Raw genomic sequence first — 25,959 nt, 5'->3', positions numbered from 1 at the left:
CGGCGACGATCAGCCGCACGACGGCGTCCGCCGCAACGTCTTCGCGACCGGCAGGCCGGTGCGGCGCAGGCCACCGGCGATCAGCGCGGCGACGCCGTCCGCCCCCGCCTTGCTGAAATGCACGTCGTCGTCGACGCCCTTGGGAAAGCCCGGCCAGTTGTCCGCCGGGGTAGCATGGAGATAGAACCGGCGCGATCCCGCGTCGCCCGCGCGTTCCACCCAGCGGCGCGACAGCGCGGCGAGGTCGATCAGCGGCGTCCTGGTCTGTTCGGCGACCTGTTTGGCGGCATCCTCGTACAGCGGGAAGCTGCGGGGCACGTGACCGTCCCGGAAGCTGCGGCGGGTGACGGGCGTGATGATGACGGGCGACGCGCCATGCTCACGCGCCATGTCGATGAAGCGGCGCAGGTTCGCGATGTAATCGGGGATCGGGGTAAAGCGCTCCGCCATTTTTTTGGTGTCGGCGTCGTTATGGCCGAACTGGATCAGCAGCGTGTCGCCCGGCCCGATATCGGCGGCGATCCTGTCGAACCGCCCCTGTTCGATGAAGCTGCGCGTGCTGCGCCCGCCGATCGCGCGGTTCTCCACCGGTTGCGGCGTCCAGCAGCGCAGCGCCGTGCCCCAGCCGGATTGGGGGGCCTTGTCCGCCTTGTAATCCTGCGCGGTGGAATCGCCCGCGATGAAGATGCGGGGCGCCGGCGCCGCTCCCGTCAGCAACAGCGCGGCGAGCAGCGATCCGGCTTGCTTCACCAACGGTCCATGGGGAATGCGGGTCGGCCGCCGCGGGACAATGGGGATCATGGCTTGCTCGTCAGGCTGGTGGCGGCGGTGCGCAGACCGGGAGCGGTGGCGGTGATGCGGACGGCACCGCCGCCGCTGCCGCCTCGCACCATTGCCAGCGCGCGGCCGGCATTGGTGGTGCGGGTCGGGCTGGCGAAGGGGGTGTGATCGGTCACGCTGCCATTGTCGAACGCCGCCAATGTACCGCCGCTGACCGCGACCGTCACCGGCACCGCCGCGTCGGGCACGATCACGCCCTTCGCATCGACCACCTCGACCCGGACATAGCCGACCGCGTCGAAGCCGGTGCCGATCGCCTTCGCCTCCGGCACCAGCCGGATCGCCGCCGCCGGGCCGGCGGTCCGCAACCGGTTCTCGCCCAGCTTGCGCCGGCCATCCCAGCCGATCGCGCGAACCTCGCCGGGCGCATAGGTCACCGGCCAGCTGCGCGCGCTGTCGTCCCTGGGGCGGGGCTTGCGCCCTTGCGAGCGGCCATTCACCAACAACTCCACCTCGGGCGCGTTGCTGTAGACCTCGACCGTTTCGGGATGGGCGCTGCGATCCGCGGGCGACCAGTCGGCCAGCGCGCCCGGCCCCTTGGGCTGGGGCAGCGCGACGCCGACCATCGTCGGCATCTCGCTAATGTCGATCACCTCGGTCACGCGCCGCGCGATCTTGACGACGGGCGTTTCCGACCACCAGCTGGCGCGTTCCCAGCCGATCGGTTTCACCGCATCGGTGCGGTCGACCAGACCGGAGGGGTTGCTGATCGCGGGCCAGCCGGCGCGATCCGCCTCGCCCAGATAATCGACGCCGGTCCACAGGAACATGCCGGCATAGGCGGGATCGTCGCGCACGATCGTCCAGCTCCCGCGGTTCTTGCTGTTCTCGGTCCCGACGATCTTGCGGCTCGGCTTGTCGGCATGGGCCTTGGCCAGTTCGTTCTCGCGGTAGTTCTGGCCGACCACGTCGAGCAGGTCGGCGGTGCCGTTCTCGTAATCATGCGTCACGTTGGGGCGGAACAGCGCCATGGTGACCGGGCGGGACGGGTCCTCGGCATGGAACACGTCGCGCAGGCGGGTGATGATCGACTGCGCGACCAGCGGATAGGGCGTGTCGTGGATTTCGTTGCCGATCGACCACAAGGCGATCGAGGGGTGGTTGCGGTCGCGCCGCGCCATCGCGCGCGCATCGATGCTCGACCAGTCGGTGAAGAACAGGTGATAATCCTGCGGGTTCTTCGCCACCGTCCACATGTCGAACGCCTCGTCCATCACCACCAGCCCCAGCCGGTCGCACAGGTCGAGGAATTCCGGCCCGAACGGATGGTGCGCGGTGCGGATCGCATTCACGCCCAGCGCCTTCAGGCCCTTCAGCCGGCGCTCGTAGAAAGACAGCGGCACCGCCATGCCGAACGCGCCGCCATCGGCGTGGATCGCGGTGCCCTTCAGCTTGATGTTGCGGCCGTTGAGCCAGAAGCCGGTCGGGGCCTCGAACTTCATGTCGCGGATGCCGAAGGAGACCCGGTCCTCGTCCAGCACCGCGCCGTCGTCGGCGACGACGCGGACCACGGCGTTGTGCAGCGCGGGGTCGGCGATGTCCCAGCGACGCGGCTTCGTGACGGCGGCTTGCGCCGACAGGTCGATGGTACGGCCGGCGGGCAGTGCGACGGGGGTGCCCTTGCTGGTGGCGACGCGGCGGCCGTCGGGGCCGAGCAGGTCGACCTCCAGATGCGCGGTGCGATCGGTCGTACCCTGATTCACCACGCTGCTGCGCACTGCGACCGTCGCGGCGTCGGCGGTCAGGGTCGGGGTGGTGACATAGGTGCCGTCGGTATCGACATGCACGTCGCCGCTGACGATCAGGCGGACATGGCGATAGATGCCGCCGCCGGCATACCAGCGCGACGCGGGCTGCGACGAGGTGTCGGCGCGCACCGCGATCACATTGTCGCCGTCCGCCTTCAGGTGCGGGGTAATCTCGTAGCGGAAGCTGGCATAGCCGTTGGGCCGGTGGCCGACATGCACGCCGTTCACCCACACGCCGGACCGTTCCATCACCCCGTCGAACTCGACGAACACGCGCTTGCCGCGCATCGCGGCGGTGACGGTGAAGTGCTTGCGATACCAGGCGACGCCGGTCGGCAGGAACGCCCCCGATCCGGTCGCGGCGGCATGTTCGTCGAACGGGCCGGCGATCGCCCAGTCGTGCGGCAGGTCGACCGCGGTCCAGCCGGTGTCGCCGAACTGCGGCGCTTCGGCCCCGGCCACGTCACCGCGGTTGAAGCGCCAGTCGGCGTCGAACGGCACCCTGTCACCCGCCAGCGCGGGCGTGGCGAGCAGCAGCAGCGGGGCAAAGAGGATGGTGGCCAGTCGTGATCCACCCCACTTTTTTTCCACCCCGGCGGAGGCCGGGGTCCAGTTGGGGGACGTTCCGTGGAAGCCACTCCAGCTATCCCAACTGGACCCCGGCATCCGCCGGGGTGGAGTAGTATGTGGGGCGCCGCTCACCGTGCCGCTCCCGCCTTGGCGATCTCGACCGCGTAGATGCCGGTGCGGCCCTCCATGTTCGACCGGAACACCAGCCACTTGTTGTCGGGCGTGAAGTGGATGTTCGGCTCCAGCTGGTAATTGTGCTTCGACAGGTCGACCAGCCGTTCGGGTTCGAACGTGCCCGGCGCGATCAGCTGGTCGGCATCGGCGGCGTGGATGCCGGCGACGTCGGGGATCGCCTTCGGGGTCAGCAGGTACAGCCATTTACCGTCTTTGGCGTGCGCCACCATCTCGCTGTCGCCGCCGTCGCCCGCGAAGGTCTTCCCGTCCGACGAGGTGTTGTAGTGGACCGACCACTGGTCGCGCTCGACATGATACCAGCGGCGCTTCTTCGTATCGACATCGTAGCCGGCGACCCAGAACACCTGACCGCGCGGGGTCTGCAGATCGTACCAGATCGTCTTGCCGTCCGGGCTCCACCATTCATGGCCGGCGATCTCCATGTTCATGGTGCGCTGGTGGACCTTGGTCAGTTGCGTGCCGTCGGTACGGATCGTCCAGATGCGGTCGACCTTGTGCCACGGTCCTTCGTGGCAGAACATCAGCAGGCCGGGATCGGTCGGCGAGAATTGCAGGTGATTGAGCCAGTCGGTCGCCTTGTGGACGACCTTGCGCTCGCCCGTCTTCAAATTGACGGTGAATATCTCCATCGGGATGCGTGCTTCGAGCCGGTCGTTCAGGCGCACCTCCTTGGCCTCCGCGAAGGGCAGGGGTTTGCCGTCGGGGCCATTGGCGGCGTATTCGGCCTGATCGGTCTTGCCGCTGCGCCCCTCGCGCCCCGGTTGCAGCGGCATCGCGCGCGCCGCGACCTGGCCCGCGACCAGCGTCTCGTCCGCGTTCATCGTGTCGACCTGCCCGGCGGGCAGATCGATCACCTTGCGCGCCTTGCCGGTTTCGATGTCGGCGGCCCAGAGCTCCAGCGGCTCGCGCTGCCCGTCCGATCCCGCGCCGGCGGTGGGTGCCTTGCCGGTGGCGGCGACGGTGTAATAGGCGGTGCGCGTCTTCTGCCCGGTGAACAGCAGGCGGACGATCTTCTGCCGGACCAGCGGCGTCACGCCCCATGTCTTCAGATCGACGACCGAAATGCCCTCGGCGGTGGAGAACACCATCTTGTCGCCCTGCGGGGTGAAGGCGTTATAGTTGAAATAGAGCGCGTAATTACCGGGGGCATCCGACAGGCGGATGATACGGTGGCCGGTCTTCGCGTCGATCCACGACGCGGGTTTCGACGTGGCCGACGCGGCCGGCGCGGGCGCCTGCGCGAGGGCGGCGGCCGGTAACGCCAAGGCGAGCAACAGGGACGCGAACTTCATGCACCACTCCTTGGGAAACGCAGGGCGATCTTCGGCCGCCTTCATCCCAGATGATCGGACTCTATCTCACATGATGCAAGCGAATTATGTGGTCTGAAAAAGGTGGATTCGCGCAGAGGCGCGGAGACGCGGAGGAGAAAGGGCGGCGATGGGAGCGCTTGATCTGCTCTGTCGTGATCCGGCGGACTCGTGTCGTTCGGACGCCTGCGGCGTCGGATGCCAGCCGCGTGCAGCGCCCTCGACTTTCGTCTGCGCGCCTCCGCGCGAACCCGTCTTGTTGTTCGATCAGGCGCGCAGGTTCACCAGCGCATCGCGGGTGATGCGGTCGATGCGGGTGCAGCTGGTTAGTGCCATCGCGACGCGCATCTCCGCTTCCACCAGTTGCAGCATGTGGGTGACGCCGGTCTCGCCCGCCGCCGCCAGCGCATAGACCCAGGCACGGCCGAGCAGCACGCCGTGCGCGCCCAGGGCCAGCATCCGCACCACGTCCAGTCCCGAACGGACGCCGGAATCGGCCAGCACGGTCAACCGGTCACGCACCGCATCGGCGATGGCGGGCAGCGCCTGCGCGGTGGAGGGAACGCCATCGAGCTGGCGGCCGCCATGGTTGGACACGACGATGCCGTCCGCGCCCAGATCGGCGGCGGCGATCGCATCCTCGCGGTCGAGGATGCCCTTGATGACCAGCGGGCCGTCCCAGCTCTCGCGGATGAATTCGAGGTCCTTCCACGACACGGTCGGATCGAAATTGTTGCGCATCCACGCGAAGAAATCTTCCAGCCCGGTGTTCTTGCCCAGCACCGGCGCGACGTTGCCCAACTGGTGCGGGCGACCGCGCACGCCGACGTCATACGCCCAGGCGGGCCGCAGCATCGCCTGCACCGTCCGCCGGAACGAGCCCGCGAAACCGGATGCGCCGGCCAGCCCCGACCGATAGTCGCGGTAACGCGAACCCGGCACCGGCATGTCGACGGTGAAGACCAGTGTCGAGCACCCCGCCGCCCGCGCCTGCGCCAGCAGGTCCTTCATGAACCCCCGGTCGCGGATCATGTAGAGCTGGAACCAGATCGGCTGCGCGCTGGCCTGCGCCACCTCGTCGATCGGGCAGGCGGAGACGGTGGACAGGCAGAAGGGGATGCCCGCTTTCTCCGCCGCGCGCGCCGCCTGCACCTCGCCCCGCCGCGCATTCATGCCGGCGAGGCCGATCGGGGCGAGCGCGACGGGCAGCCGCTGTTCGCGCCCGAACAGCGTCGTCGTCAGGTCCAGCGTCGACACGTCGGTCAGCACCCGCTGACGCAGCGCGATCGCCTCCAGGTCGGCGACGTTGCGGCGCAGCGTCACCTCCGCATAGGAACCGCCGTCGATATATTCGAACAGGAAGTGCGGCAGCCGCCGCCGCGCGAGTTCCCGGTAATCGAGCGCGGATGCCGCCTTCGCCATGGTCGGTGCCTTACTGGAGGTTCACGAACGCGCCGCCATCGACCAGCAGCGAGGCGCCGGTGACGTATTTGGCGAGATCGGAGGCGAGGAACACGATCGGCCCTTCCAGATCGTCGGGCTGGCCGAGCCGGCCGAGCGGGATGCGCGCCGCCATCCGCTCGCGCTTGTCCATGTCGGCGAGATCGTCCTTGTTGATGTCGGTCAGGATCGTGCCCGGCAGCACCGAGTTGCAGCGGATGCCGTATTTACCCAGCGCGATCGCGGTCGACTGCATCAGCGAATGCAGCCCCGCCTTGGTCGGCGTGTAATGCGTCTGATACTCGCCGCCGACCAGCGCCGAGATCGACGATACCGCGACGATCGCGCCGCCGTGACCCTGTTTCACCATCTGGTTCGCGGCGGCCTGCACCATGAAATAGGCGCCGTGCAGGTTGACGCGCATCGTCCGCTCGAACGTCTCGACCGGCATGTCGAGGAACGCGTGGAACGGGCAGATGCCGGCATTGTTGACGAATACGTCGACCGTACCGAACGCGTCGACCGCTTGCGCGATGAAGTCCTTGGCGGTGGCCGGGTCGGACACGTCGCCCTTCACCGACAGGCCGCGCTGGCCCAGAGCCTCGATCTCCGCGACCGCCGAGGCGGCGCCCGCCTCGTCGCGCGAGAAGTTGATGACCACGTCGGCACCGTGGCGCGCCGCGCCGATCGCGGCGGCGCGGCCGATGCCGGCGGATGCGCCGGTGACCAGCACCGTCTTGCCTTCCAGAAGCTTCACGCAAACTCTCCTAACAAAAAAGCGGCCTATTTCCTGACCTTGGGTCGGGGTGTCTCGTCGGTCCAGCCAAGATCGCGGCTGATCGCGGTGGCGGTGGCGCAAACCTCGGCGGTCAGTGATTCCATCCGGTCGTCGGCCATGTACTGCGCCGCGCTCGACACGCTGATCGCGGCGACGATCCGGCCGGATGCGTCGCGGATCGGCGCGGCGACGCAGCGGATCTGGTCCTGATTCTCTTCGAGATCATAGGCGCGGCCCGCCGCGACATAGCCGTTCATCCGCTCGGTCCAGACGCCGTAATCCGCCTCCGGCGCACCCGCGATCCGGTCGCCGTCGAACAGCGACTGCCAGCGGCCGGGCGCATCGTCGAGCAGCAGGGCCTTGCCCAGACCGGTCGCGGTCAGCGGCTGACGATCGCCGACGCGGCTGGAAATCTCGACGCGGCGGCGGCCGGGTATCTTGTCGAGATACAGCGCGCGTTCGCCGTCGAGGATGCCGAGATGCACGGTATCCTCCGTCGCCAGCGCGAGATCCTCGATATGCGGGCGGGCGATTTGCACCACGTCCGCCTGCCGCTGCGCGAGGAAGCCCAGTTCCAGCAGCTTCGGCCCGAACTGATAGCCCAGCCGGGGCACGAACGTCAGGTAGCGGCGATCGATCAGCGCATTGGCGAGGCGATGCGTGGTCGACCGGGTCAGCCCCAGCTTGGCGGCCAGATCGGCGAGCGCGATCGGGCCATCGACCACGGCATCCAGCACATCCAGCCCGCGCAGCAGCGTCTGGCTGCCGGGGGGGCTTTTCGCGGCCGTTTCGACGGATTCGGGGTTTGACGGAGAGTTTTTCATTTCGTAATACGCAATTCCATAATGTGGAAGTAAGGCCGCTGCAAGCGGTTAGGGGAGGGGCCATGCGCAGCCATCGTCAGCCATCACGCGGCGGCACCGTCTTGCGGTGCGTGTCGATCGATGCGCGCGGCCTGCCCCTCATGGCCGGAGAAGACGCATGACTTTGTCGAAGATCAAGCATGTTCGCGCGTTCGTCGTGCGCGGCGGCGGCGCCGATTATCACGATCAGGGCGAAGGCCACTGGATCGACGATCACATCGCGACGCCGATGAGCCGCTATCCCGAATACCGCCAGTCGCGACAAAGCTTCGGGATCAACGTGTTGGGCACGCTGGTGGTCCAGATCGAGGCGGAGGACGGCACGGTCGGCTTCGCGGTGACGACCGGCGGCGAGCCGGCGGCGTTCATCGTCGAAAAGCATCTCGCCCGTTTCCTCGAAGGGCGCGACCCGGCGGAATATGAGAAGATCTGGGACCAGATGTACTTCTCGACCCAATATTACGGGCGCAAGGGTATCGTGGTGAACGCGATCTCCGGCGTCGACCTGGCGCTGTGGGACCTGCTCGGCAAGTTGCGGCAGGAGCCGGTTTATCACCTGCTCGGCGGCGCGGTGCGTGACGAATTGCAGTTCTACGCCACCGGCGCACGGCCCGACATCGCCAAGGAACTGGGCTTCATCGGCGGCAAGCTGCCGCTCCACCATGGCCCGGCCGAGGGACTGGAGGGGCTGCACAAGAACGTCGCGCTGCTGGCCGACATGCGCAGCAAGGTCGGCGACGATTTCTGGCTGATGTACGATTGCTGGATGGCGCTGGACGTGGACTACGCCACCCGCCTTGCGATCGCCTGCCACGAACATGGCCTGAAGTGGATCGAGGAGGCGATCAGCCCCGACGATTACTGGGGCTATGCCGAACTGAAGCGCAACGTGCCCAAGGGGATGCTGGTGACCACCGGCGAGCATGAGGCGACCCGCTGGGGCTTCCGCATGTTGATGGAGATGGATTGCTGCGACATCATCCAGCCCGATGTGGGCTGGTGCGGCGGCGTGACCGAGTTGCTGAAGATCAGCGCGCTGGCGGATGCCAAGGGCAAGATGGTCGTGCCGCACGGATCGTCGGTCTACAGCTACCACTTCGTCATCACCCGCCACAACTCGCCCTTCGCGGAGTTCCTGATGATGCATCCGGGGCCGACCGAGGTGGTGCCGATGTTCAGCCCGCAGCTGCTGGGCGAGCCGGTGCCGCAGAACGGACGACTAAAGGCGTCGGCGCTCGACAAGCCGGGTTTCGGCGTCGAGCTGAACCCCGAGGTCGCGCTGCACCGGCCATACACGCATTGACCCATCAAGCCCCTCCCCTTCAAGGGAGGGGGGAATTGCCTCCCCAGCCAAGGACTACCCGATGAAACTTTGCCGTTATGGCCCGAAAGGCGCCGAGAAACCCGGTCTGGTCGACGATGACGGCCGCATCCGCGACCTGTCCGCGCAGGTCGATGACATCACCGTCGGCGTGCTGGCGACGCTGGCCGGGGTCGATGCCGCCGGCCTGCCGGTAGTCGAGGGCAGCCCGCGTTACGGCGTGCCGGTGGCGGGCATCGGCAAGATCGTGGCGATCGGCCTGAACTACCGCGATCATGCGATCGAATCGAATCTGCCGATCCCGACCGAACCGATGATGTTCATGAAGCCGCTGCCCAGCCTGACCGGCCCGAACGATCAGGTGATGCTGCCCAAGAATTCGACGCACAGCGACTGGGAAGTCGAACTGGGCGTCATCATCGGCAAGACCTGCCGTTACGTCGACAAGGCCGAGGCGATGGATCACGTCGCGGGTTATGTGCTGGCAAACGACGTGTCGGAACGCTTCAACCAGAAGCAGCGCGGCACCCAGTGGTCGAAGGGCAAAGGGCACGACACCTTCTGCCCGGTTGGCCCGTGGCTGGTGACCCCGGACGAGATCGGCGATCCGCAGGATCTGGCCATGTCGCTCGACGTGAACGGCGAGCGGATGCAGACCGGCAACACGAAGACGATGATCTTCGCGATCGACGAACTGATCGCGTATGTCAGCGAGTATGTCACGCTGGAGCCAGGCGACCTGCTCATCACCGGGACCCCGCCGGGCGTGGGCGAGGGCAAGAAGCCCGAATCGATCTTCCTGAAGGCGGGCGACACGATGTCGCTGACGATCGACAAGCTGGGCACGCAGACCCAAGCCGTCGTCGCCTGGGCGCATCCGCGCACGGGTGCCGCCGCATGACGACCTTCGCAGGCCGCTTCGACGGCCGTACCGCGATCGTCACCGGCGGCGCCTCCGGCCTCGGCAAGGCGGTGGCCAAGCGCATCGTCGCCGAGGGCGGCAAGGTTTGCCTGTGGGACCTGAACCCCGACGCGCTGGCCGCCGCGAAAAGCGAGGTCGGCGCGACGCATACCGTGGCGATCGACGTGTCCGACCATGCCGCGGTCGCCCGCGCCGCCACCGAAGCCAATGCGGCGCTCGGCGGCCGGGTCGACGTGCTGGTCTGTTCGGCGGGGATCACCGGCGCGACGGTGCCGGTGCACGAATTCCCGCTCGACAGCTGGCTGCGGGTCATCGACATCAACCTGAACGGGTTGTTCTATTGCAACCGTTCGGTGGTGCCGCTGATGCTGGCGAACGGATATGGCCGCATTGTCAACGTCGCCTCGGTCGCAGGCAAGGAGGGCAATCCCAACGCCTCCGCCTATTCCGCGTCTAAGGCAGGCGTGATCGGCTTCACCAAGTCGCTGGGCAAGGAACTGGCGGGCAAGGGCGTGATCGCCAACACGCTGACCCCGGCGACGTTCGAAAGCCCGATCCTGGAACAGCTGCCCAAGAGCCAGGTCGATTACATGCGCTCCAAGATCCCCATGGGCCGACTGGGCGAGATCGACGAATCGGCGGCGATGGTATGCTTCATGGCCAGCGAGGAGTGCAGCTTCACCACGGCGTCGACGTTCGACACGTCGGGTGGGCGGACGACGTTCTGAAATTCTACCAGCTCCTCTCCTTCGGGAGAGGAGCGGGGTGGGGCCTCTCCACAAGCGCCGCGTTTGTTGAAGCGCCCCACCTCCAACCCCTCCCCTGAAGGGGAGGGGAGCAAGAAGAAGAGGATCAACCATGGGCAATCCCCTGATCGGCGTCGCCTTCCACTGGCTGGGCGGGCTGGCGTCCGCCAGTTTCTACGTTCCCTATCGGGGCGTGAAGCGCTGGTCGTGGGAAGTGTACTGGCTGACCGGGGGCATCTTTTCGTGGTTGCTGGCGCCGTGGTTCTTCGCCGGCGTGCAGACCAACGACCTGCTCGGCGTGCTGGCGGCGACGCCCGCCCCGAACATCTGGTGGCCGGTGTTCTTCGGGGTGTTGTGGGGGTTCGGCGGTCTGGGTTACGGCCTGACCATGCGGTATCTGGGCCTGTCGCTGGGCATGGCGGTGGTGTTGGGGCTGTGCACTGTGTTCGGTACGCTGGTACCGCCGCTGTTCCTGGGCGACTTCCATGAAAAGCTGCTGGCGACGACGTCGGGCAACATCATCCTCGCCGGCATCCTGCTGACGCTGGTCGGCATCATCGTCGTCGCGATGGCGGGGGCGCGCAAGGATGCCGCGCTGTCCGACGCCGAAAAGGCCGCAGCGGTGGCGGAGTTCGATTTCAGGAAGGGCATCGTCGTCGCGATCTTCGCGGGCATCATGTCCGCTTGCTTCGCGTTCGGATTGGCGGCGGGCGAGCCGATCAAGGCGCTGTCCGCCGCTGCCGGCACCGGGCCGCTGTGGACGGGGCTGCCGGTGCTGTGCCTCGTCATGTTCGGCGGGCTCATTACCAACGCCTTGTGGTGCGGATACCTCGTGATGAAGAACCGCAGCGCCGGGCAGTGGTTCGGCCGCGGGGTCGCCACCGATCCCGCCGCGCAGACCGCCTCGCCCGAGCATGGCGCCACGTTCGAGCCGGCCGCCATCGCCGCCGGATCGGCCACGCCGGCGAAAGCGCCCATGCTGCGCAACTACCTGCTGTGCGCGGTGGCGGGCATCGCGTGGTATTTCCAGTTCTTCTTCTACACGATGGGAGAGAGCCAGATGGGTACCTACGGCTTCTCGTCGTGGACGCTGCACATGGCCTCGATCATCATCTTCGGTACATTGTGGGGCTTCGCCTTCCGCGAATGGAAGGATGCCGCACCGCGCGTGCGGGGCATGGTGTGGGGCGGGGTCGCGATCCTGATCCTCGCCACCATCGTGATCGGTTATGGCAATTATCGCGGAGCATAACGTCATGCGCGACATCCCGCCCGAGTGGATGCGAGACATCCCGTTCGTCGATGCCCATGTCCATCTGTGGGACCTCGACCATCTCCGCTATCCGTGGCTGACCGGGCCGTTCGGCGACGACGGTCCCAATGGCAGTGTCGAGGCGATCGCGACGACCTATCTGCCTGCCGATTACCGCGCCGAAGCGACGAACTGGACCGTCGCCGGCATCGTCCATGTCGATGCCGGCGCCGACGCGGCGCACGCGCTGGCGGAAACCGAATGGCTGGAGGGACTGGCCGACAAGGGCGGCCTGCCGACCGGCATCGTCGCCTTCGCCGCGCTGGACGATCCGGAGGTCGAGACGCTGCTGGCGGCCCATGCCGGGCATGGCCGGGTGCGCGGCATCCGCCATATCGTCAACTGGCACGCCAATCCGCGCCGAACCTATACGGCGCGCGACATCACCGATCATCCCGACTGGGCACGCGGCTTCGCACTGCTGGGCAAATACGGCCTGTCGTTCGACCTGCAGGCGTATCCGGGCCAGTTTCCGGCGCTCGCCCGGTTGCTGGCGGCGCATCCCGATACCCCGGTCGTCATCAATCATCTGGGAATGCCGGTGGCCGACGATCCCGATGGTCGCGCACAGTGGCGCACCGGCATGGCCGCGCTCGCCGCGCTGCCGCAGGTGGCAGTGAAGATATCCGGTTTCGGCTTCGTGCAGCGGCTGTGGCGCGTGGACGACGCGCGGCCGTGGATCGCGGAGACGATCGACCTGTTCGGGCCGGACCGCTGCCTGATCGCGAGCGATTTTCCCACCGACCGGCTGTTCGGTACGTTCGATGCCACGCTGGATGCCTATGCCGCGATCATCGCTGGCTATTCCGAGAATGAACGCCGGGCGATGTGGGGGCGTAACGCGGACCGGGTGTACCGGCTGGGGCTGGGGGTCTGATCCCGCACCCGGCAACCGGTACGGGATCGCCCTGACGCCAGCCATCTTGCCCCTCCACGATCAACCCGCTACGACTTGTCCGAGTAATAGGCCGAGGGCCTGCAAGGGAGAGGATGGCCAATGCGCCTGTCGTTGCTGCAATTTCGGGATGGATCGGGTGTGCGGGGCGTCGCGGCGCTGGGCGAGGATCGCGTTCCCCGCCGTGTCACCGGCGTGGAAACCACGCGCGCCCTGGCGCAGGGGGCGATCGATGCCGGGCATGGCCTGGCCGATGCCGTCGCGGCGGCGGGGCTGGGCGAGGTGGTCGATCTTGGCACCGTCACGCTGTTGCCGCCGATCGATCATGACGATCCCGCGCATTGCGTGCTGACCGGCACCGGCCTGACGCATCTCGGTTCGGCGGAGGGACGTGACCAGATGCACCGCGCCGCCAAGGCGGACGCCGCACCGACCGATTCGATGAAGATGTTCCTGATGGGCGTGGAAGGCGGCAAGCCCGCCGATGGCACCGTCGGCGCCCAGCCGGAATGGTTCTACAAGGGTAACGGCCACGGCCTCGTCGCCCCCGGCGCGCCGCTGCGCTCGCCCGCCTTTGCGAAGGATGCAGGCGAGGAGCCCGAGATCGCCGGCATCTATCTGGTGGCGGGCGACGGGACGCCGGTGCGGCTCGGCTTCGCGCTGGCCAACGAATTTTCCGACCATGTCACCGAACGCGGCAATTACCTGTGGCTGGCGCATTCCAAGCTGCGTCCCGCCGCGGTCGGGCCGGAACTGCTGGTCGGCGACCTGCCGCAGGAGGTGATCGGCACCAGCCGCATCGTCCGCGAGGGCGAGACGCTGTGGGAGAAGCCGTTCCTGTCGGGCGAGGCGAACATGTCGCACAGCATCGCCAATCTGGAGCATCATCACTTCAAATACGGCGTGTTCCGCTCGCCCGGCGATGTCCACGTCCACTTCTTCGGCACCGCCACCCTGTCGTTCAGCGATGGCGTGACGACGCAGGCCGGCGACGTGTTCGAGATCGAGGCGGCACCCTTCGCGCTGCCGCTGCGCAACCCGATCGCGATCGAGGCGGCGGAACCGGTCTCGGTGAGGGCGCTCTGATGACGATCCGGCTCGGGCTGGTCGGTGTGGGCAAAATCGCGCACGACCAGCATATTCCCGCGATCAAGGCATCGCCCGCCTATGAACTGGTCTGCACCGCCAGCCGTCAGGGCAGTGTCGAGGGTATCCCCGCCTATACCTCGATCGAGGCCATGCTGGACGGCGAACAGGTCGACGCGGTCGCGCTTTGCCAGCCGCCGCACGTCCGCTACGACGCGGCGAAGCTGGCGATCGAGGCGGGCAAGCACGTCTTCCTCGAAAAGCCGCCCGGCACCACGCAGGCGGAGGTGGTGGCGCTGGCCGATCTGGCGCGCGAGCGGGGCGTGACGTTGTTCGCCAGCTGGCATTCCCGTTACGGTGCGGCGATGGACGCGGCGCGCGACTGGCTGGCCGCGACGACGATCCACGGCATCCAGGCGGTGTGGAAGGAGGACGTGCGCGTGTGGCATCCCGGCCAGGAATGGCTGTGGGAACAGGGTGCGCTGGGGGTGTTCGATCCCGGCATCAACGCGCTGTCGGTGCTGACCGCGCTGCTGCCGCGGCCCTTTTTCCTGCGTGAGGCGGTGCTGGAATATCCCGCCAACCGGCATGCGCCGATCGCGGCCGATCTGGCCTATACCGATGCCACGGGTCTGCCGATCGGCGCGACGTTCGATTTCCGCCAGCCTGGCCCCCACAACTGGGATGTCCATGCCCAGACCGAAGCGGGCACGATGCTGCTCGCCAAGGGTGGCAACGAACTATGGGTCGACGGCGAGCTGAAGACGACGGAGCCGGAGGCCGAATATCGCGGGCTTTACGCCCGCTTCGCCGGGCTGATCGGCGACGGTGGCGCGGTGGACGCCGATACCGTGCCGCTGGCGCATGTCGCCGATGCCTTCATGAAGGGGCGGCGGGTGACGGTGGAGGACTTCCACTACTGATCCGGCGGGGTCGATCCGATCAGCGGCGGCGCAGCGGAGCCGATTGCCGCCACCGCCCGTTGGGGGATGATGGATCAGACCGGCGGCGACGATATCGAGGAACTGAAGGCGGCCGACGCCAGGCAGGTCCATCGTGCGGTACGCGAGGAAGGCGAGGCGGAACTGGATCGGCCGACCGCATCGCTGTTGTGGTCGGCGCTGGCCGCCGGCCTCGCCATCACCGCGTCGCTGCTGGCGGAGGCGGTGATCCACGACATGACCGCAGCGACGCCGTGGCAGCCGTTGCTCGTCAGCCTCGGCTATCCGGTCGGTTTCCTGATCGTGATCCTCGGCCGGATGCAGTTCTTCACCGAAAGCACCATCACCGCGATGTTGCCGCTCGTCACCCGCCCGTCCTGGCGGAAGGCGCGGCGGACATTGCGGCTATGGGGGCTGGTGCTCGTCGCCAATCTGACGGGCACCGCGATCGCCACGTTGGCGCTGACCGGGTTGCCGCTGGTCGATCCGGCGTTGCGGGACGGGATGGTGGCGGTGTCCGCCGCGATCCTCGAACACGATGCGCTGTCGACCTTCCGGACCGCCATACCGGCCGGGTTCCTGATCGCGGGCATCGCGTGGCTGCTGCCCAATGCGCGCGAGCAATCATTCTGGGTGATCGCCACCCTGACCTATATCGTTGGCGCGGCGGGGCTGAGCCATTCGGTAGTGGGGTCGGCGGAGGCGTTCACGCTGCTGTGGGCGGGGCAGATCGATGCCGCACGCGCGCTGGGCAGCCTGATCGCGCCGGCGGTGGCCGGCAACCTGATCGGCGGGGCGGGGCTGTTCGCGCTACTCGCGCACGGACAGGTGCATGGGGAGCCGACGGACAACCCCCCGACGGACAACGGGCGGGGCTGACGGCCCGCCCGGTCATCAGGACCGGGACGGGGCCGTCAGCGGGGCGTGCTGCCGGTCAGTGATTGTCGCGCGGCAGGCCCTTGGTCTGGGCGATACGCTGGTATTTTTCGGCCCCTTCCAGGATCGCGCCGGTATTCATCTGGCCGACGGTGGCGCGCTGGATTTCCTGCCACGGGGTCTGCGAGGCGGGATAGGCATAGCCGCCCGTCGCCTGCAACGCCGCGCGCCGTTCCGCCAGTTCCTCCAGCGGGATCAGCACGTCGGCGGTGCCCTTGTTCAGGTCGATCCGCACGCGGTCGCCGGTGCGCAGCAGCGCCAGCGTGCCGCCCGCCGCCGCTTCCGGGCTGGCGTTGAGGATCGAGGGCGAGCCCGACGTGCCCGACTGGCGACCGTCGCCGATGCAGGGCAGCGCATGGATACCCTCGGTGATGAGGTACGCCGGCGGGCGCATGTTCACGACCTCGGCCGCGCCCGGATAACCGATCGGCCCGGCACCGCGCATGAACAGCAGCGTTTCCGGCGTGATGCCGAGCGCGGGATCGTCGATGCGGTGGTGGTAATCCTCCGGCCCGTCGAACACGACCGCCGGCCCCTCGAACGCCTCGGGATCGTCGGGGTTGGAGAGATAGCGGTCCCGGAATTCGGGGCCGATCACCGATGTCTTCATCACCGCCGCGTCGAACAGGTTGCCCGACAGCACGATGAAGCCGGCATCCTCCTTCAGCGGCCGGTCGAACGGGCGGATGACCTTGTCGTCCTCGATCGTGGCGCCCCGGCAATTGTCGCCCATGGTGCGGCCGTTGACGGTCAGCGCGTCCTCATGGATCATGCCCTGGCCCATCAGCTGGTTCACCACCGCCGGCACGCCGCCGGCATGGTAGTAATCCTCGCCCAGATATTCGCCCGCCGGTTGCAGGTTGACCAGCAGCGGCACCTTGTGCCCCTCCGTCTCCCAGTCCTTCAGCGGCAGGTCGACGCCGATATGGCGGGCGATCGCCGCCAGGTGGATCGGTGCGTTGGTCGATCCGCCGATCGCGGAATTGACGCGGATCGCGTTGTGGAACGCGGGCTTGGTCAGGATGTCGGAGGGCTTCAGATCCTCGGCGACCATCTCGACGATGCGCTTGCCGGTGCGCCATGCCACTTCCTGCCGGTCGCGGTAGGGGGCGGGGATCGCGGCGGAGCCGGGCAGCGACATGCCCAGCGCCTCGGCCAGCGAGTTCATCGTGGTGGCGGTGCCCATCGTGTTGCAATAGCCGGTCGACGGCGCCGACGACGCGACGAGGCGGATGAATTCCGCATCGTCGATCTCGCCCGCGGCCAGCATCTGCCGCGCCTTCCACACGATCGTGCCCGACCCGGTCCGCTCGCCCTTGTGCCAGCCGTTCAGCATTGGGCCGACCGACAGCGCGATCGCTGGGATGTTGACGGTGGCGGCGGCCATCAGGCACGCCGGCGTCGTCTTGTCGCAGCCGATCGTCAGCACCACGCCGTCGAGCGGATAGCCGTACAGCACCTCGACCAGCGCCAGATAGGCGAGGTTGCGGTCCAGCCCGGCGGTCGGCCGTTTGCCGGTTTCCTGGATCGGATGGACCGGGAATTCCAGCGGGATGCCGCCCATGTCGCGGATGCCGTCGCGTACCCGTTCCGCCAGCACCAGATGATGGCGGTTGCAGGGGGACAGGTCGCTGCCGGTCTGGGCGATGCCGATGATCGGCTTGCCGGAACGCAGTTCCTCCAGCGACAGGCCAAAGTTCAGGTACCGCTCCAGATAGAGCGCGGTCATATCGATATTGGCCGGGTTGTCGAACCAGGCACGGCTACGCAAGGGGGTGGGATCGGTCATGAAGGCAGGTCCGGGTTGGATCAGCGGGCGCTGGTCGAGAAGCGATAGACGATGACGCTGCGATAGGTCTGGCCGGGGTCGAGCCGGGCGGAACCGAGCGCGGGCTGGTTGGGCGTGTCGGGGAACACCTGCGGCTCCAGCGCCAGTCCGTCGGACTGACGATAGGCGAGGCCGGAACGGCCGATCGCGGTGCCGTCGAGGAAGTTGCCAGTGTAGAACTGGACGCCGGGCTGGTTGGTGGAAACCTCCATCACCCGGCCGGTGCCCGGCTCCTCCACCCGCGCGGCGAGCCGCATTCCCTTCGCATCGGGGGCGCCGAGAATATAGTTGTGGTCATAGCCCTGGCCGATGCGGATCTGGTCGTCGCGCCCGTCGCGGATGCGGTCGCCGATCACGCGGGGGGCGCGGAAATCGAACGGCGTGTTCGCCACGGAACGACGCTCGCCGGTGGGGATCAGCGTCTCGCCTACGGGCGTGAACTGCGCGGCGGGCATGGTCAGCACATGGCTGACGATCTGCTTGCCGGATGCCTCGCCCCACAGGTTGAAGAAGCTGTGGTTGGTGATGTTGACGATCGTCGGCTTGTCGGTCGTCGCCTTGTATTCCACGGTCAGCGCGTTGTCAGCGCCCAGCGTGTAGGTGGCGGTGACGTCGAGTTTGCCGGGATAGCCCTCCTCGCCATCGGCGGCGGTATAGGCGAGGGTGACGGCGGGGGCGGGGCCGTCCTTCACCGCGACGATCCGCCACAGCACCTTGTCGAACCCGACTTTGCCGCCGTGCAGGGCGTTGACGCCGTTGTTCTGCGCCAGCGTGTACGTCTTGCCGTCGATCGCGAAGCGGCCGTTCGCGATCCGGTTGGCATAACGGCCAACGGTGGCACCGAAATAATTCGGCGCCTTCAGATAGCCGTCGATGCTGTCATAGCCCAGCGTGATCTCGGCGATCTTGCCGGTGCGGTCGGGCGCCTCGACCGACTGCAGGATCGCGCCGTAGCTGATGATCCGGGCGGTGACGCCCTTGCCGTTGGTCAGCGTGACCGATTCGACCGCACGGCCATCGGCCAGCGTGCCGAAGGGCGCACGCTTAACCTCCGCCTGGGCGGTGGCGGCGCCGGCAAGCGCGAGGGCGGCGGCACCGGCCGCGGGCAGGATGTTCACGTTGGGCTCTCCCTGATCGGCCCGTTCCCGGCCGTTGACGTTGCTCATGCGGACTTATAGTCTGACAAGATGATCGGGGGCAAGCCTCGACGTCGGGGCGCGGCCATGCCAGTGGGGTGGCGATCGCCGGGCAAACCGGAACGTATTCAAAGGGAGGACCGCCAGATGGCCGGACCAGTGGGAACCAGTACCGCCTATACGGCATCGGCCGCGCCGGGGGCCAGTTACGGCCGCGCGCTTGGGCTGCTCGCCAGCCTGTTCTTCATGTGGGGCTTCATCACCGTCATCAACGGGACGCTGCTGCCGCATCTGCGCAGCGTATTCGAACTCAGCTATTTCCAGGCGGCGCTGATCGAAAGCGTGTGGTTCATCGCCTATTTCTTCGCCTCGATCCCGTCGGCCAAGCTGATCGAGCGGATCGGCTACCAGAAATCGCTGGTCGTGGGGCTGCTCATCATGGCGGCCGGTGCGCTCGGCATGATCCTGGCCGCCAGCATCCCGTCCTATGGGGTCACGCTGGTCATGCTGTTCGTGATCGCCAGCGGCATCACGCTCTTGCAGGTCGCGGCCAACCCGTATGTCACCGTGCTGGGGTCGCCCAAGACCGCGTCGTCGCGGCTCAATCTGGTGCAGGCGCTGAACTCGGCGGGCACGATGCTTGCGCCGCTGTTCGGTGCGTACCTGATCCTCGGCCGGTCGAAAGGCGGCACCGCGGAGGCGGGGACCGTCCTGACCCAGGCGGAGCGGCTGGCCGACGCGCAGTCGGTCGTCCTGCCCTATGCGCTGGTCGCGATCGTGCTGGTCGTGCTGGCGATCATCATCGCCCGCTTCCCCCTGCCGGCGATGGGATCGGCCACCAGCCGCGTCGCTAAGGCGGATCGCAAGAACCATTCGCTGTGGAAGCATCGCAACCTGGTGTTCGGCATCCCCGCGATATTCATCTACCTGATCGCCGAGATCGGCGTCGGCAACCTGTTCGTGAACTTCGTCAGCCGTCCCGACATCGGCAACATGACCACCGAACAGGCAGGGCGTTACCTGACGTTCCTGTGGGGCGGCATGATGATCGGCCGGTTCGCCGGCTCCGCGATCATGCAGAAGGTGGCGGCTGACAAGGTGCTGGCGTTCTTCTCGATCGGCGCGTTCATCGTGATGTCGATCACGGTGGTGACGACCGGGCATGTCGCGATGTGGTCGCTGATCCTCGTCGGGCTGTTCCACTCGATCATGTTCCCGACGATCTTCACGCTCGGCATCAAGGGGCTGGGGCCGTTGACCGAGGAGGGCTCGGGCCTGCTCATCATGGCGATCGCCGGTGGCGCGCTGGTCGCGGTGCAGGGCTGGCTGGCCGACGAATATGGCCTGCAGCTGTCCTTCGTCCTGACCGCGATCTGCGAATTGTATATTCTCTTCTATGCCTTGTGGGGCAGCAAGCCGACCAACGCCTTCCCGGACGAGGCGGCTGCCGACCCGCAATAATCATTTGGGAAAACATTCCAGCATGTGCGATGTGACGCACAAGCGCCGTGGTGACGGCCGCTCCTGACGGGGCGGCCGGCCCGGCGTCCCCCTGTCAGGGCGAGTGGCCTCCGGCCCCGCCGAAACCGGAGTGACACGATGTTCGACCGCACCTATTACGCCACGCATCCCGACATGATGGAGTGCGTCTCCAACGACGAACTGCGCGACCGTTACCTGATCCAGGGGCTGTTCCGCGACGGTGAGTGCGTGCTGAACTACACCCATGCCGACCGTTTCGTGATCGGCGGCGTCGCCGTGGCCGGCGCGCCGGTGAAGTTGCCGACGCAGACCGAGCCGAAGTCGGCGGAGGGTCACCCCTTCCTCGAACGCCGCGAGCTGGCGATCGTCAACGTCGGCGAGGTCGAGGGCACCGTCACCGTCGATGGCGAAAGCTTCACGCTGGGCAACAAGGACTGCCTGTACGTCACGATGGGCGCGACCGATGTCGAGTTCGCCGGCGCGGGCGCGCGTTACTATCTGGCGTCGTGCCCCGCGCACAAGGCGTTCACCACCCGCAAGCTGGGCATCGCCGATGCCAACGCGCTGGAGCGTGGCAGCCTGGAGGAATCGAACGAGCGGACGATCTTCCAGCTCGTGATCCCCGGCGTCTGCGATTCGGCGCAGCTGGTGATGGGGCTGACCGTCCTGAAGCCGGGCAGCGTCTGGAACACGATGCCCCCGCACATCCACGAGCGCCGCAGCGAGATCTATTTCTACTTCGAGCTGCCGACCGACAACGACAAGGTGTTCCATTACATGGGCGAGGGCGATGCGATGCGCCACATCGTCGTCGGCAACGAGGAATCGGTGATCTCACCGCCCTGGTCGGTCCATATGGGTTCCGGCACGCGCGCCTATGCCTTCATCTGGGCGATGGCGGGCGAGAATCAGGATTATACCGACATGAACGTCCTCGACATCTGTCAGCTGGCGTAACCGGCACGCTCCCTCCCGTCCGACGGGAGGGGGCGTCGTTCCGCATGCTCCCCCTCGACCCCTGCCGCCACCGGCGGGGGAGGAGATGATGATGATTACCAATCCCTTCGATCTGACCGACAAGGTCGCCATTGTCACCGGCGCCAATACCGGCATCGGTCAGGCCATCGCCGTCGCGCTGGCCGCCGCCGGGGCGGACGTGGCCTGTGTCGGTCGTACCCCGGCCGAGGAAACCGTCGCCGAAATCCGTGCGCTCGGCCGCAAGGCGGAGGTGATATCCGCCGATCTCTCCACGATCGAGCCGGTCGGTCGCGTCGTCGACGAGACGGTCGCGAAGCTGGGCGGGCTCGACATCCTCGTCAACAACGCCGGCATCATCCGCCGCGCCGACGCGGTCGATTTCAGCGAGGAGGATTGGGACGCGGTCGTCGACACCAACCTGAAATCGGTGTTCTTCCTGTGCCAGGCCGCCGGTCGGCATATGATCGCTAACGGCGGCGGCAAGATCATCAACATCGCGTCGATGCTGACCTTCCAGGGCGGCATCCGCGTGCCGAGCTACACCGCGTCCAAGAGCGGGATCGGCGGGCTGACCAAGCTGCTGGCCAATGAATGGGCGGGCAAGGGCATCAACGTCAACGCGATCGCACCGGGCTATATCGCCACCAACAACACCGCGGCGCTGCAGGCGGACGAGGCGCGCAACAAATCGATCCTCGACCGCATCCCCGCCGCGCGCTGGGGCAATGCCGACGATCTGGGCGGCGCGGCGGTGTTCCTCGCCAGCGGCGCGGCGAATTACGTGCAGGGTCATATCCTGGCCGTCGATGGCGGCTGGCTGGCACGGTAACCACGGCCCCCGCCGGTGGCGGGGTAACAAGGCGCCGGGGCGCCGCAAGGGAGTAGGGCATGGCGAAGTTTCTGGCGTTCGGCGAGATCATGCTGCGCCTGTCGCCCCCCGGCCGCGAGCTGCTGATGCAGACGCCCCGGTTCGACGTGTGGGTCGCGGGGGCGGAGGCGAACGTCGTCACCCAGTTGGCGAAGCTGGGCCATGATGCCGGCATCGCCACGCTCGTACCCGACAACGATCTGGGTCGTGCCGCGATTTCCACCCTGCGCGGACACGGCGTCGATACCGGTACGATCGCGCTGGGTGGCGATCGCATGGGGCTGTATTTCGTCACCTCGGGCGCCGGGATGCGCGCGACCGAGGTGATCTACGACCGGGCATGGTCCTCGTTCGCGCAGGCGCCGGTGGCGGCATGGGACTGGGACGTGCTGCTGGCGGGGGTCGACCGGCTGCACCTGTCGGGCATCACCCCCGCGCTGGGGCCGGTGCCGGCCGACAGCGCGATCGCCGCCGCCCGCGCCGCCACCGATCGCGGCATCCCGGTGTCGTTCGACGGCAACTGGCGCGGCAAATTGTGGGAGCGGTGGGATTCGAACCCGCGCGCGATCCTGACCGAACTGGTCGCCCATGCCGACCTGATGTTCGGCAACCACCGCGATATCGCGCTGCTGCTCGGTCGCGACGACTTCTCCGGGGATGGCGAGGACCGCCGCCGCCATGCCGCCGAGGCGGCGTTCGAAGCCTTTCCGCGCCTGCAGACGATCGCGTCGACCGCGCGGCATGTCGAGCATGTCGATCTCCACCGCATCGCCGCGCGCATCGACACGCGCGACGGCACCGCGCAGACCGAGGAGGTCGTGCTGGCCGGGATCGTCGACCGGATCGGCGGCGGTGACGCCTTCGCCGCCGGCGTGCTCCACGCCTTGCGATCGGGACACGACATTGCGCAGGCCGCCGCGACCGGCGTGGCGCTGGCGGCGCTCAAGCATTCGCTGCCGGGTGATGCCGGGCTGTTCCGGCAGGCCGATCTCGACGCCTATCTGGCGGGCGGACTGGACGTGCGGCGGTAGGAACCCCTCACCCGTCTCGCTCGATCGTCATTGCGAGCGTAGCGAAGCAATCCACAGCCCAGCGTGTTACGCTCTGGATCGCTTCGCTGCGCCCGCAATGACGGAAGGGGTCAAGGCGGTGTCTAACGCCTCGCCACCACCCGCCGCACGCTGACGATCTTCACCGGGGCCGACAGGATCTGCCCCGTCATGCCCGGCGGGCCACCGGCGGCGGTCGGGGCGCGGAGGATGCGGCGGACGATGTCCATGCCGGCGGTAACGTGGCCGAACGCGGCATAGCCCAGCTTGTCGCCGCTCGCCGCCGGATTGGCGTCGAGGGTCGGCACCGATCCCACCACGATGAAGAAATCGCCGCGTCCGCTGCCCGGCGCCGCCCGCGCCAGCGAGATCGCGCCATCGTCATGCGTCAGCCCGGTCGTCGTCGTCGGCTCGTGTGCGATCGGCGGCAGGATCAGGTCGCTGCGATTGCGCACGCCGCCCTGGATCAGCCCCGCGCTCTCCCCCAGCGGCATCGCACGGTAGAAAGCGGTACCGTCGAACCGCTTTTTATCGACGTAACGCAGGAAATTGGCGGTGGTGATCGGCGCACGCTCCCGTTCGAGCGCCAGCGTGATCGGCCCCTCGGTGGTGGTGATCGTCACTGCGATGGTCGCATAGGGGCGGGGTGCGGCGGTGGGTGACGGTGCGGGTGCCGGCGGCGGTGCCGTTTGCGGCGCGGCCGCGATGGTGAGCAGCGAACAGGCGAGGAGCATCAGGCGGGCGTTCATGCCACGTTCCTATCCGGTCACGTCGCTTTCCGCCACGCCGCGATCCGCGCGCCTGTTCACCGTGGTGACGTGGCCCATCTTGCGGCCCGGCCGGGCGGTGCCCTTGCCATAGAGGTGGAGATGTTCGCCCGGCGTGGCCAGCACGCCTTGCCAGTCGTCGTCGCCGATCAGGTTGCGCATCGTCACCTCCCGCCCGGTGAGCGCGGTCGATCCGAGCGGCAGGCCGCAGATCGCGCGGATATGATTCTCGAACTGCGAGGTTTCGGCCCCCTCGATCGTCCAGTGGCCGCTATTGTGGACGCGGGGCGCCATCTCGTTGAACACCGGGCCTTCGGGGGTCGCGAAGAACTCGCAGGCCAGCACGCCGACGTAGTCCAGTTCGGCCGCGATCCGGCAGGCCAGCGCGCTGGCCTCCTCCACCTGCGCCAGCACCGCCGGCGGCGCAGGCAGGGTGGAGGTGCGCAGGATCGCGTCATGATGGATGTTGAGCGGGGCGTCGTAGCGGCGGGTATCGCCGTCCTGCCCGCGCACGATCAGGATCGAGAATTCATGCTCGAACGGCACGAACGCCTCCAGCACCGCCGGACCGCCGATCGCCGCCCATGCTTCCGTCGCATCCTCGGGCGAGGAGAGGCGCACCTGTCCCTTGCCGTCATAGCCGAACCGCGCGGTCTTCAGCACCGCCGGGGTGCCCACCTCGGCGATCGCCGCCTCCAGCGTGGCGAGGCTGTCGACCGCCGCCCAGCGCGCCGGCCGGCCACCGACCCGCTCGACGAAGCGTTTCTCGGCGATCCGTTCCTGCGCCGCCGCCAGCGCGCGGGGATGGGGATGGACGGGCACGCGCTCGGCCAGCCATTCGACCGGGGCCAGCGCGATATTCTCGAACTCGTAGGTCACCACGTCGCAGGCGGCGGCGAAATCGGCCAGCACGATGCGGTTGTGGTAGTCGGCGCGGGTCATGCTCGACGCGGTCTGTGCCGCCACGCTTTCGCGGTCCGGCGCCAGCACATGCGTGCGATAGCCGAGCTGCGCCGCCGCGACGCCGAGCATCCGGCCAAGCTGCCCGCCGCCCAGGATGCCGATCGTGCCGCCGGGCGCGATCATGCCGGGTCGACCGCGACGCCGTCGGTCTGGGCCGCGCGCCATGCCTTCAGCCGTTCCGCCAGGGCCAGGTCCGCCAAGGCGAGGATCGCGGCGGCGAGCAGCGCGGCGTTGATCGCGCCGGCCTTGCCGATCGCCAGCGTGCCGACGGGGATGCCGCCGGGCATCTGCACGATCGAGAGCAGGCTATCCATGCCCTTCAGCGCCTTGGATTCCACCGGCACGCCCAGCACCGGCAGATGCGTCATCGCCGCCGCCATGCCCGGCAGGTGCGCCGCGCCGCCGGCGCCCGCCACGATCACCTGCAAGCCGCGATCGGCCGCCGTCGTCGCGTAATCAACGAGCCGGTGCGGGGTACGGTGCGCGGACACCACCTTCGTCTCGTACGCGACGCCGAGCGTATCGAGCGTCGTGGCGGTATGGTGCATCGTGTCCCAATCGGACGTCGAGCCCATGATGATGCCGACCTGCGCTGTCACATTGCCCTCCACGGAAGCGGGCTGACTAGCGATGCGGGAAGGGCGGGGCAACGGTTGGTTTTATGTCCGATCCGGACCGGGTTGAGGCTGCGTTTGATTGATTCATCTGCGAATGGCGAGGCAAGGAGACCGAGAATGACACCAAACCCGACTATCAGCATCGATACGACCAACGATACCGCAAGCATCGCTTTGAAAATCCCGGATGGCGCTTACGTCCACATCAATCAGATCGAACTGGGGGATACTGGCTCCCTCACGATGGATCAGGTTGATGCCAAAGCCCGCGCCTTGGCCAGAGAGGCTCTAAAGGCTGCAATCGACGCACTCTGATCGGCAGCGCGACGTCGATGGAAATTCCACCACCCCGGCCTGCGCCGGGGTGG

The 25,959-nt window shown here is 67.6% G+C and carries 24 protein-coding genes; 13 read left to right on the top strand and 11 right to left on the bottom strand.

Translation table 11 applies throughout. The features are described from left to right. Positions 1-9: 9 nt before the first annotated feature. The 6 genes from IFT82_RS01045 to IFT82_RS01020 form a co-directional block, all read right to left on the bottom strand. On the bottom strand, positions 10-750 hold the full coding sequence (locus IFT82_RS01045; RefSeq protein WP_192123539.1) for a GDSL-type esterase/lipase family protein: 741 nt from the start codon (positions 748-750) through the stop codon (positions 10-12). Positions 751-797: 47 nt separating this feature from the next. Continuing rightward, a complete protein-coding gene (locus IFT82_RS01040) occupies positions 798-3,254 on the bottom strand; it encodes a glycoside hydrolase family 2 TIM barrel-domain containing protein (protein ID WP_192123537.1) in 2,457 nt (818 codons plus the stop codon). Positions 3,255-3,286: 32 nt separating this feature from the next. Further along, positions 3,287-4,645, bottom strand: coding sequence for an oligogalacturonate lyase family protein (locus IFT82_RS01035; RefSeq protein WP_192123535.1), 1,359 nt, complete (start codon positions 4,643-4,645; stop codon positions 3,287-3,289). 285 nt (positions 4,646-4,930) lie between these two features. Continuing rightward, positions 4,931-6,085 (bottom strand): FMN-dependent L-lactate dehydrogenase LldD, encoded by a 1,155-nt coding sequence (gene lldD / locus IFT82_RS01030; RefSeq protein WP_192123534.1) that lies wholly within the window; start codon positions 6,083-6,085, stop codon positions 4,931-4,933. 10 nt (positions 6,086-6,095) lie between these two features. Continuing rightward, on the bottom strand, positions 6,096-6,860 hold the full coding sequence (locus tag IFT82_RS01025; RefSeq protein WP_192123526.1) for a glucose 1-dehydrogenase: 765 nt from the start codon (positions 6,858-6,860) through the stop codon (positions 6,096-6,098). Between the two features lie 26 nt (positions 6,861-6,886). Continuing rightward, entirely contained in the window at positions 6,887-7,705 is an 819-nt protein-coding gene (locus IFT82_RS01020; protein ID WP_192123524.1) for an IclR family transcriptional regulator, read from the bottom strand. 157 nt (positions 7,706-7,862) lie between these two features. Between IFT82_RS01020 and rhmD the strand changes: the two genes are divergently transcribed. The 8 genes from rhmD to IFT82_RS00980 all read left to right on the top strand — a co-directional run bounded on the left by rhmD (position 7,863) and on the right by IFT82_RS00980 (position 15,846). After that, on the top strand, positions 7,863-9,047 hold the full coding sequence (rhmD, locus tag IFT82_RS01015; RefSeq protein WP_192123522.1) for an L-rhamnonate dehydratase: 1,185 nt from the start codon (positions 7,863-7,865) through the stop codon (positions 9,045-9,047). A 61-nt stretch (positions 9,048-9,108) separates the two neighbouring features. After that, positions 9,109-9,966 carry a fumarylacetoacetate hydrolase family protein gene (locus IFT82_RS01010; RefSeq protein WP_192123520.1) on the top strand — a complete coding sequence of 286 codons (858 nt, stop codon included), beginning with the start codon at positions 9,109-9,111 and terminating at the stop codon, positions 9,964-9,966. Then, positions 9,963-10,715, top strand: a complete 753-nt coding sequence (locus tag IFT82_RS01005) for an SDR family NAD(P)-dependent oxidoreductase (protein ID WP_192123518.1) — start codon at positions 9,963-9,965, stop codon at positions 10,713-10,715. The genes IFT82_RS01010 and IFT82_RS01005 overlap by 4 nt, the downstream gene beginning before the upstream one ends. 130 nt (positions 10,716-10,845) lie before the next feature. Next, positions 10,846-11,985: an L-rhamnose/proton symporter RhaT gene (gene rhaT, locus IFT82_RS01000; RefSeq protein WP_192123515.1), complete on the top strand. Its 1,140-nt coding sequence runs from the start codon at positions 10,846-10,848 to the stop codon at positions 11,983-11,985. A 4-nt stretch (positions 11,986-11,989) separates the two neighbouring features. Further along, on the top strand, positions 11,990-12,922 hold the full coding sequence (locus IFT82_RS00995) for an amidohydrolase family protein (RefSeq protein WP_244646322.1): 933 nt from the start codon (positions 11,990-11,992) through the stop codon (positions 12,920-12,922). Positions 12,923-13,042: 120 nt separating this feature from the next. Continuing rightward, entirely contained in the window at positions 13,043-14,026 is a 984-nt protein-coding gene (gene araD1, locus IFT82_RS00990) for an AraD1 family protein (protein ID WP_274602199.1), read from the top strand. Further along, complete coding sequence (locus IFT82_RS00985) at positions 14,026-14,949, top strand: Gfo/Idh/MocA family protein (protein WP_199860268.1); 924 nt, start codon at positions 14,026-14,028, stop codon at positions 14,947-14,949. Before araD1 ends, IFT82_RS00985 begins: the two co-directional genes overlap by 1 nt. 66 nt (positions 14,950-15,015) lie before the next feature. Continuing rightward, positions 15,016-15,846, top strand: coding sequence for a formate/nitrite transporter family protein (locus IFT82_RS00980; RefSeq protein ID WP_192123513.1), 831 nt, complete (start codon positions 15,016-15,018; stop codon positions 15,844-15,846). A gap of 55 nt (positions 15,847-15,901) precedes the next feature. On the opposite strand, the gene IFT82_RS00975 is transcribed toward IFT82_RS00980, so the two are convergent. Together IFT82_RS00975 and IFT82_RS00970 are read right to left on the bottom strand one after the other, a co-directional pair. Beyond that, a complete protein-coding gene (locus IFT82_RS00975; protein ID WP_192123511.1) occupies positions 15,902-17,692 on the bottom strand; it encodes an IlvD/Edd family dehydratase in 1,791 nt (596 codons plus the stop codon). A gap of 20 nt (positions 17,693-17,712) precedes the next feature. Further along, the gene (locus IFT82_RS00970; protein ID WP_192123509.1) at positions 17,713-18,897 is read right to left on the bottom strand and encodes an aldose epimerase family protein; all 1,185 of its coding nucleotides are present in this window, start codon (positions 18,895-18,897) and stop codon (positions 17,713-17,715) included. A 117-nt stretch (positions 18,898-19,014) separates the two neighbouring features. Between IFT82_RS00970 and IFT82_RS00965 the strand changes: the two genes are divergently transcribed. The 4 genes from IFT82_RS00965 to IFT82_RS00950 all read left to right on the top strand — a co-directional run bounded on the left by IFT82_RS00965 (position 19,015) and on the right by IFT82_RS00950 (position 23,226). Further along, the gene (locus IFT82_RS00965; RefSeq protein WP_192123507.1) at positions 19,015-20,328 is read left to right on the top strand and encodes a sugar MFS transporter; all 1,314 of its coding nucleotides are present in this window, start codon (positions 19,015-19,017) and stop codon (positions 20,326-20,328) included. 138 nt (positions 20,329-20,466) lie between these two features. Further along, positions 20,467-21,306 (top strand): 5-dehydro-4-deoxy-D-glucuronate isomerase, encoded by an 840-nt coding sequence (gene kduI / locus IFT82_RS00960; RefSeq protein ID WP_192123505.1) that lies wholly within the window; start codon positions 20,467-20,469, stop codon positions 21,304-21,306. Positions 21,307-21,400: 94 nt separating this feature from the next. Beyond that, entirely contained in the window at positions 21,401-22,156 is a 756-nt protein-coding gene (gene kduD, locus IFT82_RS00955; RefSeq protein ID WP_342355023.1) for a 2-dehydro-3-deoxy-D-gluconate 5-dehydrogenase KduD, read from the top strand. A 59-nt stretch (positions 22,157-22,215) separates the two neighbouring features. Beyond that, a complete protein-coding gene (locus IFT82_RS00950; RefSeq protein ID WP_192123501.1) occupies positions 22,216-23,226 on the top strand; it encodes a sugar kinase in 1,011 nt (336 codons plus the stop codon). A gap of 122 nt (positions 23,227-23,348) precedes the next feature. Here the strand turns inward: IFT82_RS00950 and IFT82_RS00945 are convergent, their stop codons facing one another. The 3 genes from IFT82_RS00945 to purE are packed head-to-tail and all read right to left on the bottom strand — an operon-like array spanning position 23,349 to position 25,573. Next, the gene (locus IFT82_RS00945; protein ID WP_192123498.1) at positions 23,349-23,993 is read right to left on the bottom strand and encodes a peptidylprolyl isomerase; all 645 of its coding nucleotides are present in this window, start codon (positions 23,991-23,993) and stop codon (positions 23,349-23,351) included. Positions 23,994-24,002: 9 nt separating this feature from the next. Further along, positions 24,003-25,097: a 5-(carboxyamino)imidazole ribonucleotide synthase gene (locus IFT82_RS00940; RefSeq protein WP_192123496.1), complete on the bottom strand. Its 1,095-nt coding sequence runs from the start codon at positions 25,095-25,097 to the stop codon at positions 24,003-24,005. Next, complete coding sequence (gene purE / locus IFT82_RS00935) at positions 25,094-25,573, bottom strand: 5-(carboxyamino)imidazole ribonucleotide mutase (RefSeq protein WP_342355009.1); 480 nt, start codon at positions 25,571-25,573, stop codon at positions 25,094-25,096. Before purE ends, IFT82_RS00940 begins: the two co-directional genes overlap by 4 nt. Positions 25,574-25,708: 135 nt before the next feature. Between purE and IFT82_RS00930 the strand changes: the two genes are divergently transcribed. Continuing rightward, positions 25,709-25,906, top strand: coding sequence for a hypothetical protein (locus tag IFT82_RS00930; protein WP_192123494.1), 198 nt, complete (start codon positions 25,709-25,711; stop codon positions 25,904-25,906). Positions 25,907-25,959 lie beyond the last annotated feature (53 nt).

This window comes from Sphingomonas sp. CFBP 8760, from assembly GCF_014841615.1.
Classification (GTDB): domain Bacteria; phylum Pseudomonadota; class Alphaproteobacteria; order Sphingomonadales; family Sphingomonadaceae; genus Sphingomonas.
This window is presented reverse-complemented; position numbering and strand designations above follow the sequence as displayed.

What these genes read in the sequence shown, in the direction of transcription:
- IFT82_RS00965 (WP_192123507.1), top strand. Translation starts at nt 19,015, where the DNA reads ATGGCCGGACCAGTGGGAACCAGTACCGCCTATACGGCATCGGCCGCG.
- lldD (WP_192123534.1), bottom strand. Translation starts at nt 6,085, where the DNA reads ATGGCGAAGGCGGCATCCGCGCTCGATTACCGGGAACTCGCGCGGCGG.
- IFT82_RS00980 (WP_192123513.1), top strand. Translation starts at nt 15,016, where the DNA reads ATGATGGATCAGACCGGCGGCGACGATATCGAGGAACTGAAGGCGGCC.
- kduI (WP_192123505.1), top strand. Translation starts at nt 20,467, where the DNA reads ATGTTCGACCGCACCTATTACGCCACGCATCCCGACATGATGGAGTGC.
- IFT82_RS01035 (WP_192123535.1), bottom strand. Translation starts at nt 4,645, where the DNA reads ATGAAGTTCGCGTCCCTGTTGCTCGCCTTGGCGTTACCGGCCGCCGCC.
- IFT82_RS00940 (WP_192123496.1), bottom strand. Translation starts at nt 25,097, where the DNA reads ATGATCGCGCCCGGCGGCACGATCGGCATCCTGGGCGGCGGGCAGCTT.
- IFT82_RS01020 (WP_192123524.1), bottom strand. Translation starts at nt 7,705, where the DNA reads ATGAAAAACTCTCCGTCAAACCCCGAATCCGTCGAAACGGCCGCGAAA.
- IFT82_RS01010 (WP_192123520.1), top strand. Translation starts at nt 9,109, where the DNA reads ATGAAACTTTGCCGTTATGGCCCGAAAGGCGCCGAGAAACCCGGTCTG.
- rhmD (WP_192123522.1), top strand. Translation starts at nt 7,863, where the DNA reads ATGACTTTGTCGAAGATCAAGCATGTTCGCGCGTTCGTCGTGCGCGGC.
- IFT82_RS00970 (WP_192123509.1), bottom strand. Translation starts at nt 18,897, where the DNA reads ATGAGCAACGTCAACGGCCGGGAACGGGCCGATCAGGGAGAGCCCAAC.
- IFT82_RS00975 (WP_192123511.1), bottom strand. Translation starts at nt 17,692, where the DNA reads ATGACCGATCCCACCCCCTTGCGTAGCCGTGCCTGGTTCGACAACCCG.
- araD1 (WP_274602199.1), top strand. Translation starts at nt 13,043, where the DNA reads ATGCGCCTGTCGTTGCTGCAATTTCGGGATGGATCGGGTGTGCGGGGC.
- IFT82_RS00930 (WP_192123494.1), top strand. Translation starts at nt 25,709, where the DNA reads ATGACACCAAACCCGACTATCAGCATCGATACGACCAACGATACCGCA.
- IFT82_RS01005 (WP_192123518.1), top strand. Translation starts at nt 9,963, where the DNA reads ATGACGACCTTCGCAGGCCGCTTCGACGGCCGTACCGCGATCGTCACC.
- rhaT (WP_192123515.1), top strand. Translation starts at nt 10,846, where the DNA reads ATGGGCAATCCCCTGATCGGCGTCGCCTTCCACTGGCTGGGCGGGCTG.
- IFT82_RS00950 (WP_192123501.1), top strand. Translation starts at nt 22,216, where the DNA reads ATGGCGAAGTTTCTGGCGTTCGGCGAGATCATGCTGCGCCTGTCGCCC.
- IFT82_RS00985 (WP_199860268.1), top strand. Translation starts at nt 14,026, where the DNA reads ATGACGATCCGGCTCGGGCTGGTCGGTGTGGGCAAAATCGCGCACGAC.
- IFT82_RS00945 (WP_192123498.1), bottom strand. Translation starts at nt 23,993, where the DNA reads ATGAACGCCCGCCTGATGCTCCTCGCCTGTTCGCTGCTCACCATCGCG.
- IFT82_RS00995 (WP_244646322.1), top strand. Translation starts at nt 11,990, where the DNA reads ATGCGCGACATCCCGCCCGAGTGGATGCGAGACATCCCGTTCGTCGAT.
- IFT82_RS01040 (WP_192123537.1), bottom strand. Translation starts at nt 3,254, where the DNA reads ATGCCGGGGTCCAGTTGGGATAGCTGGAGTGGCTTCCACGGAACGTCC.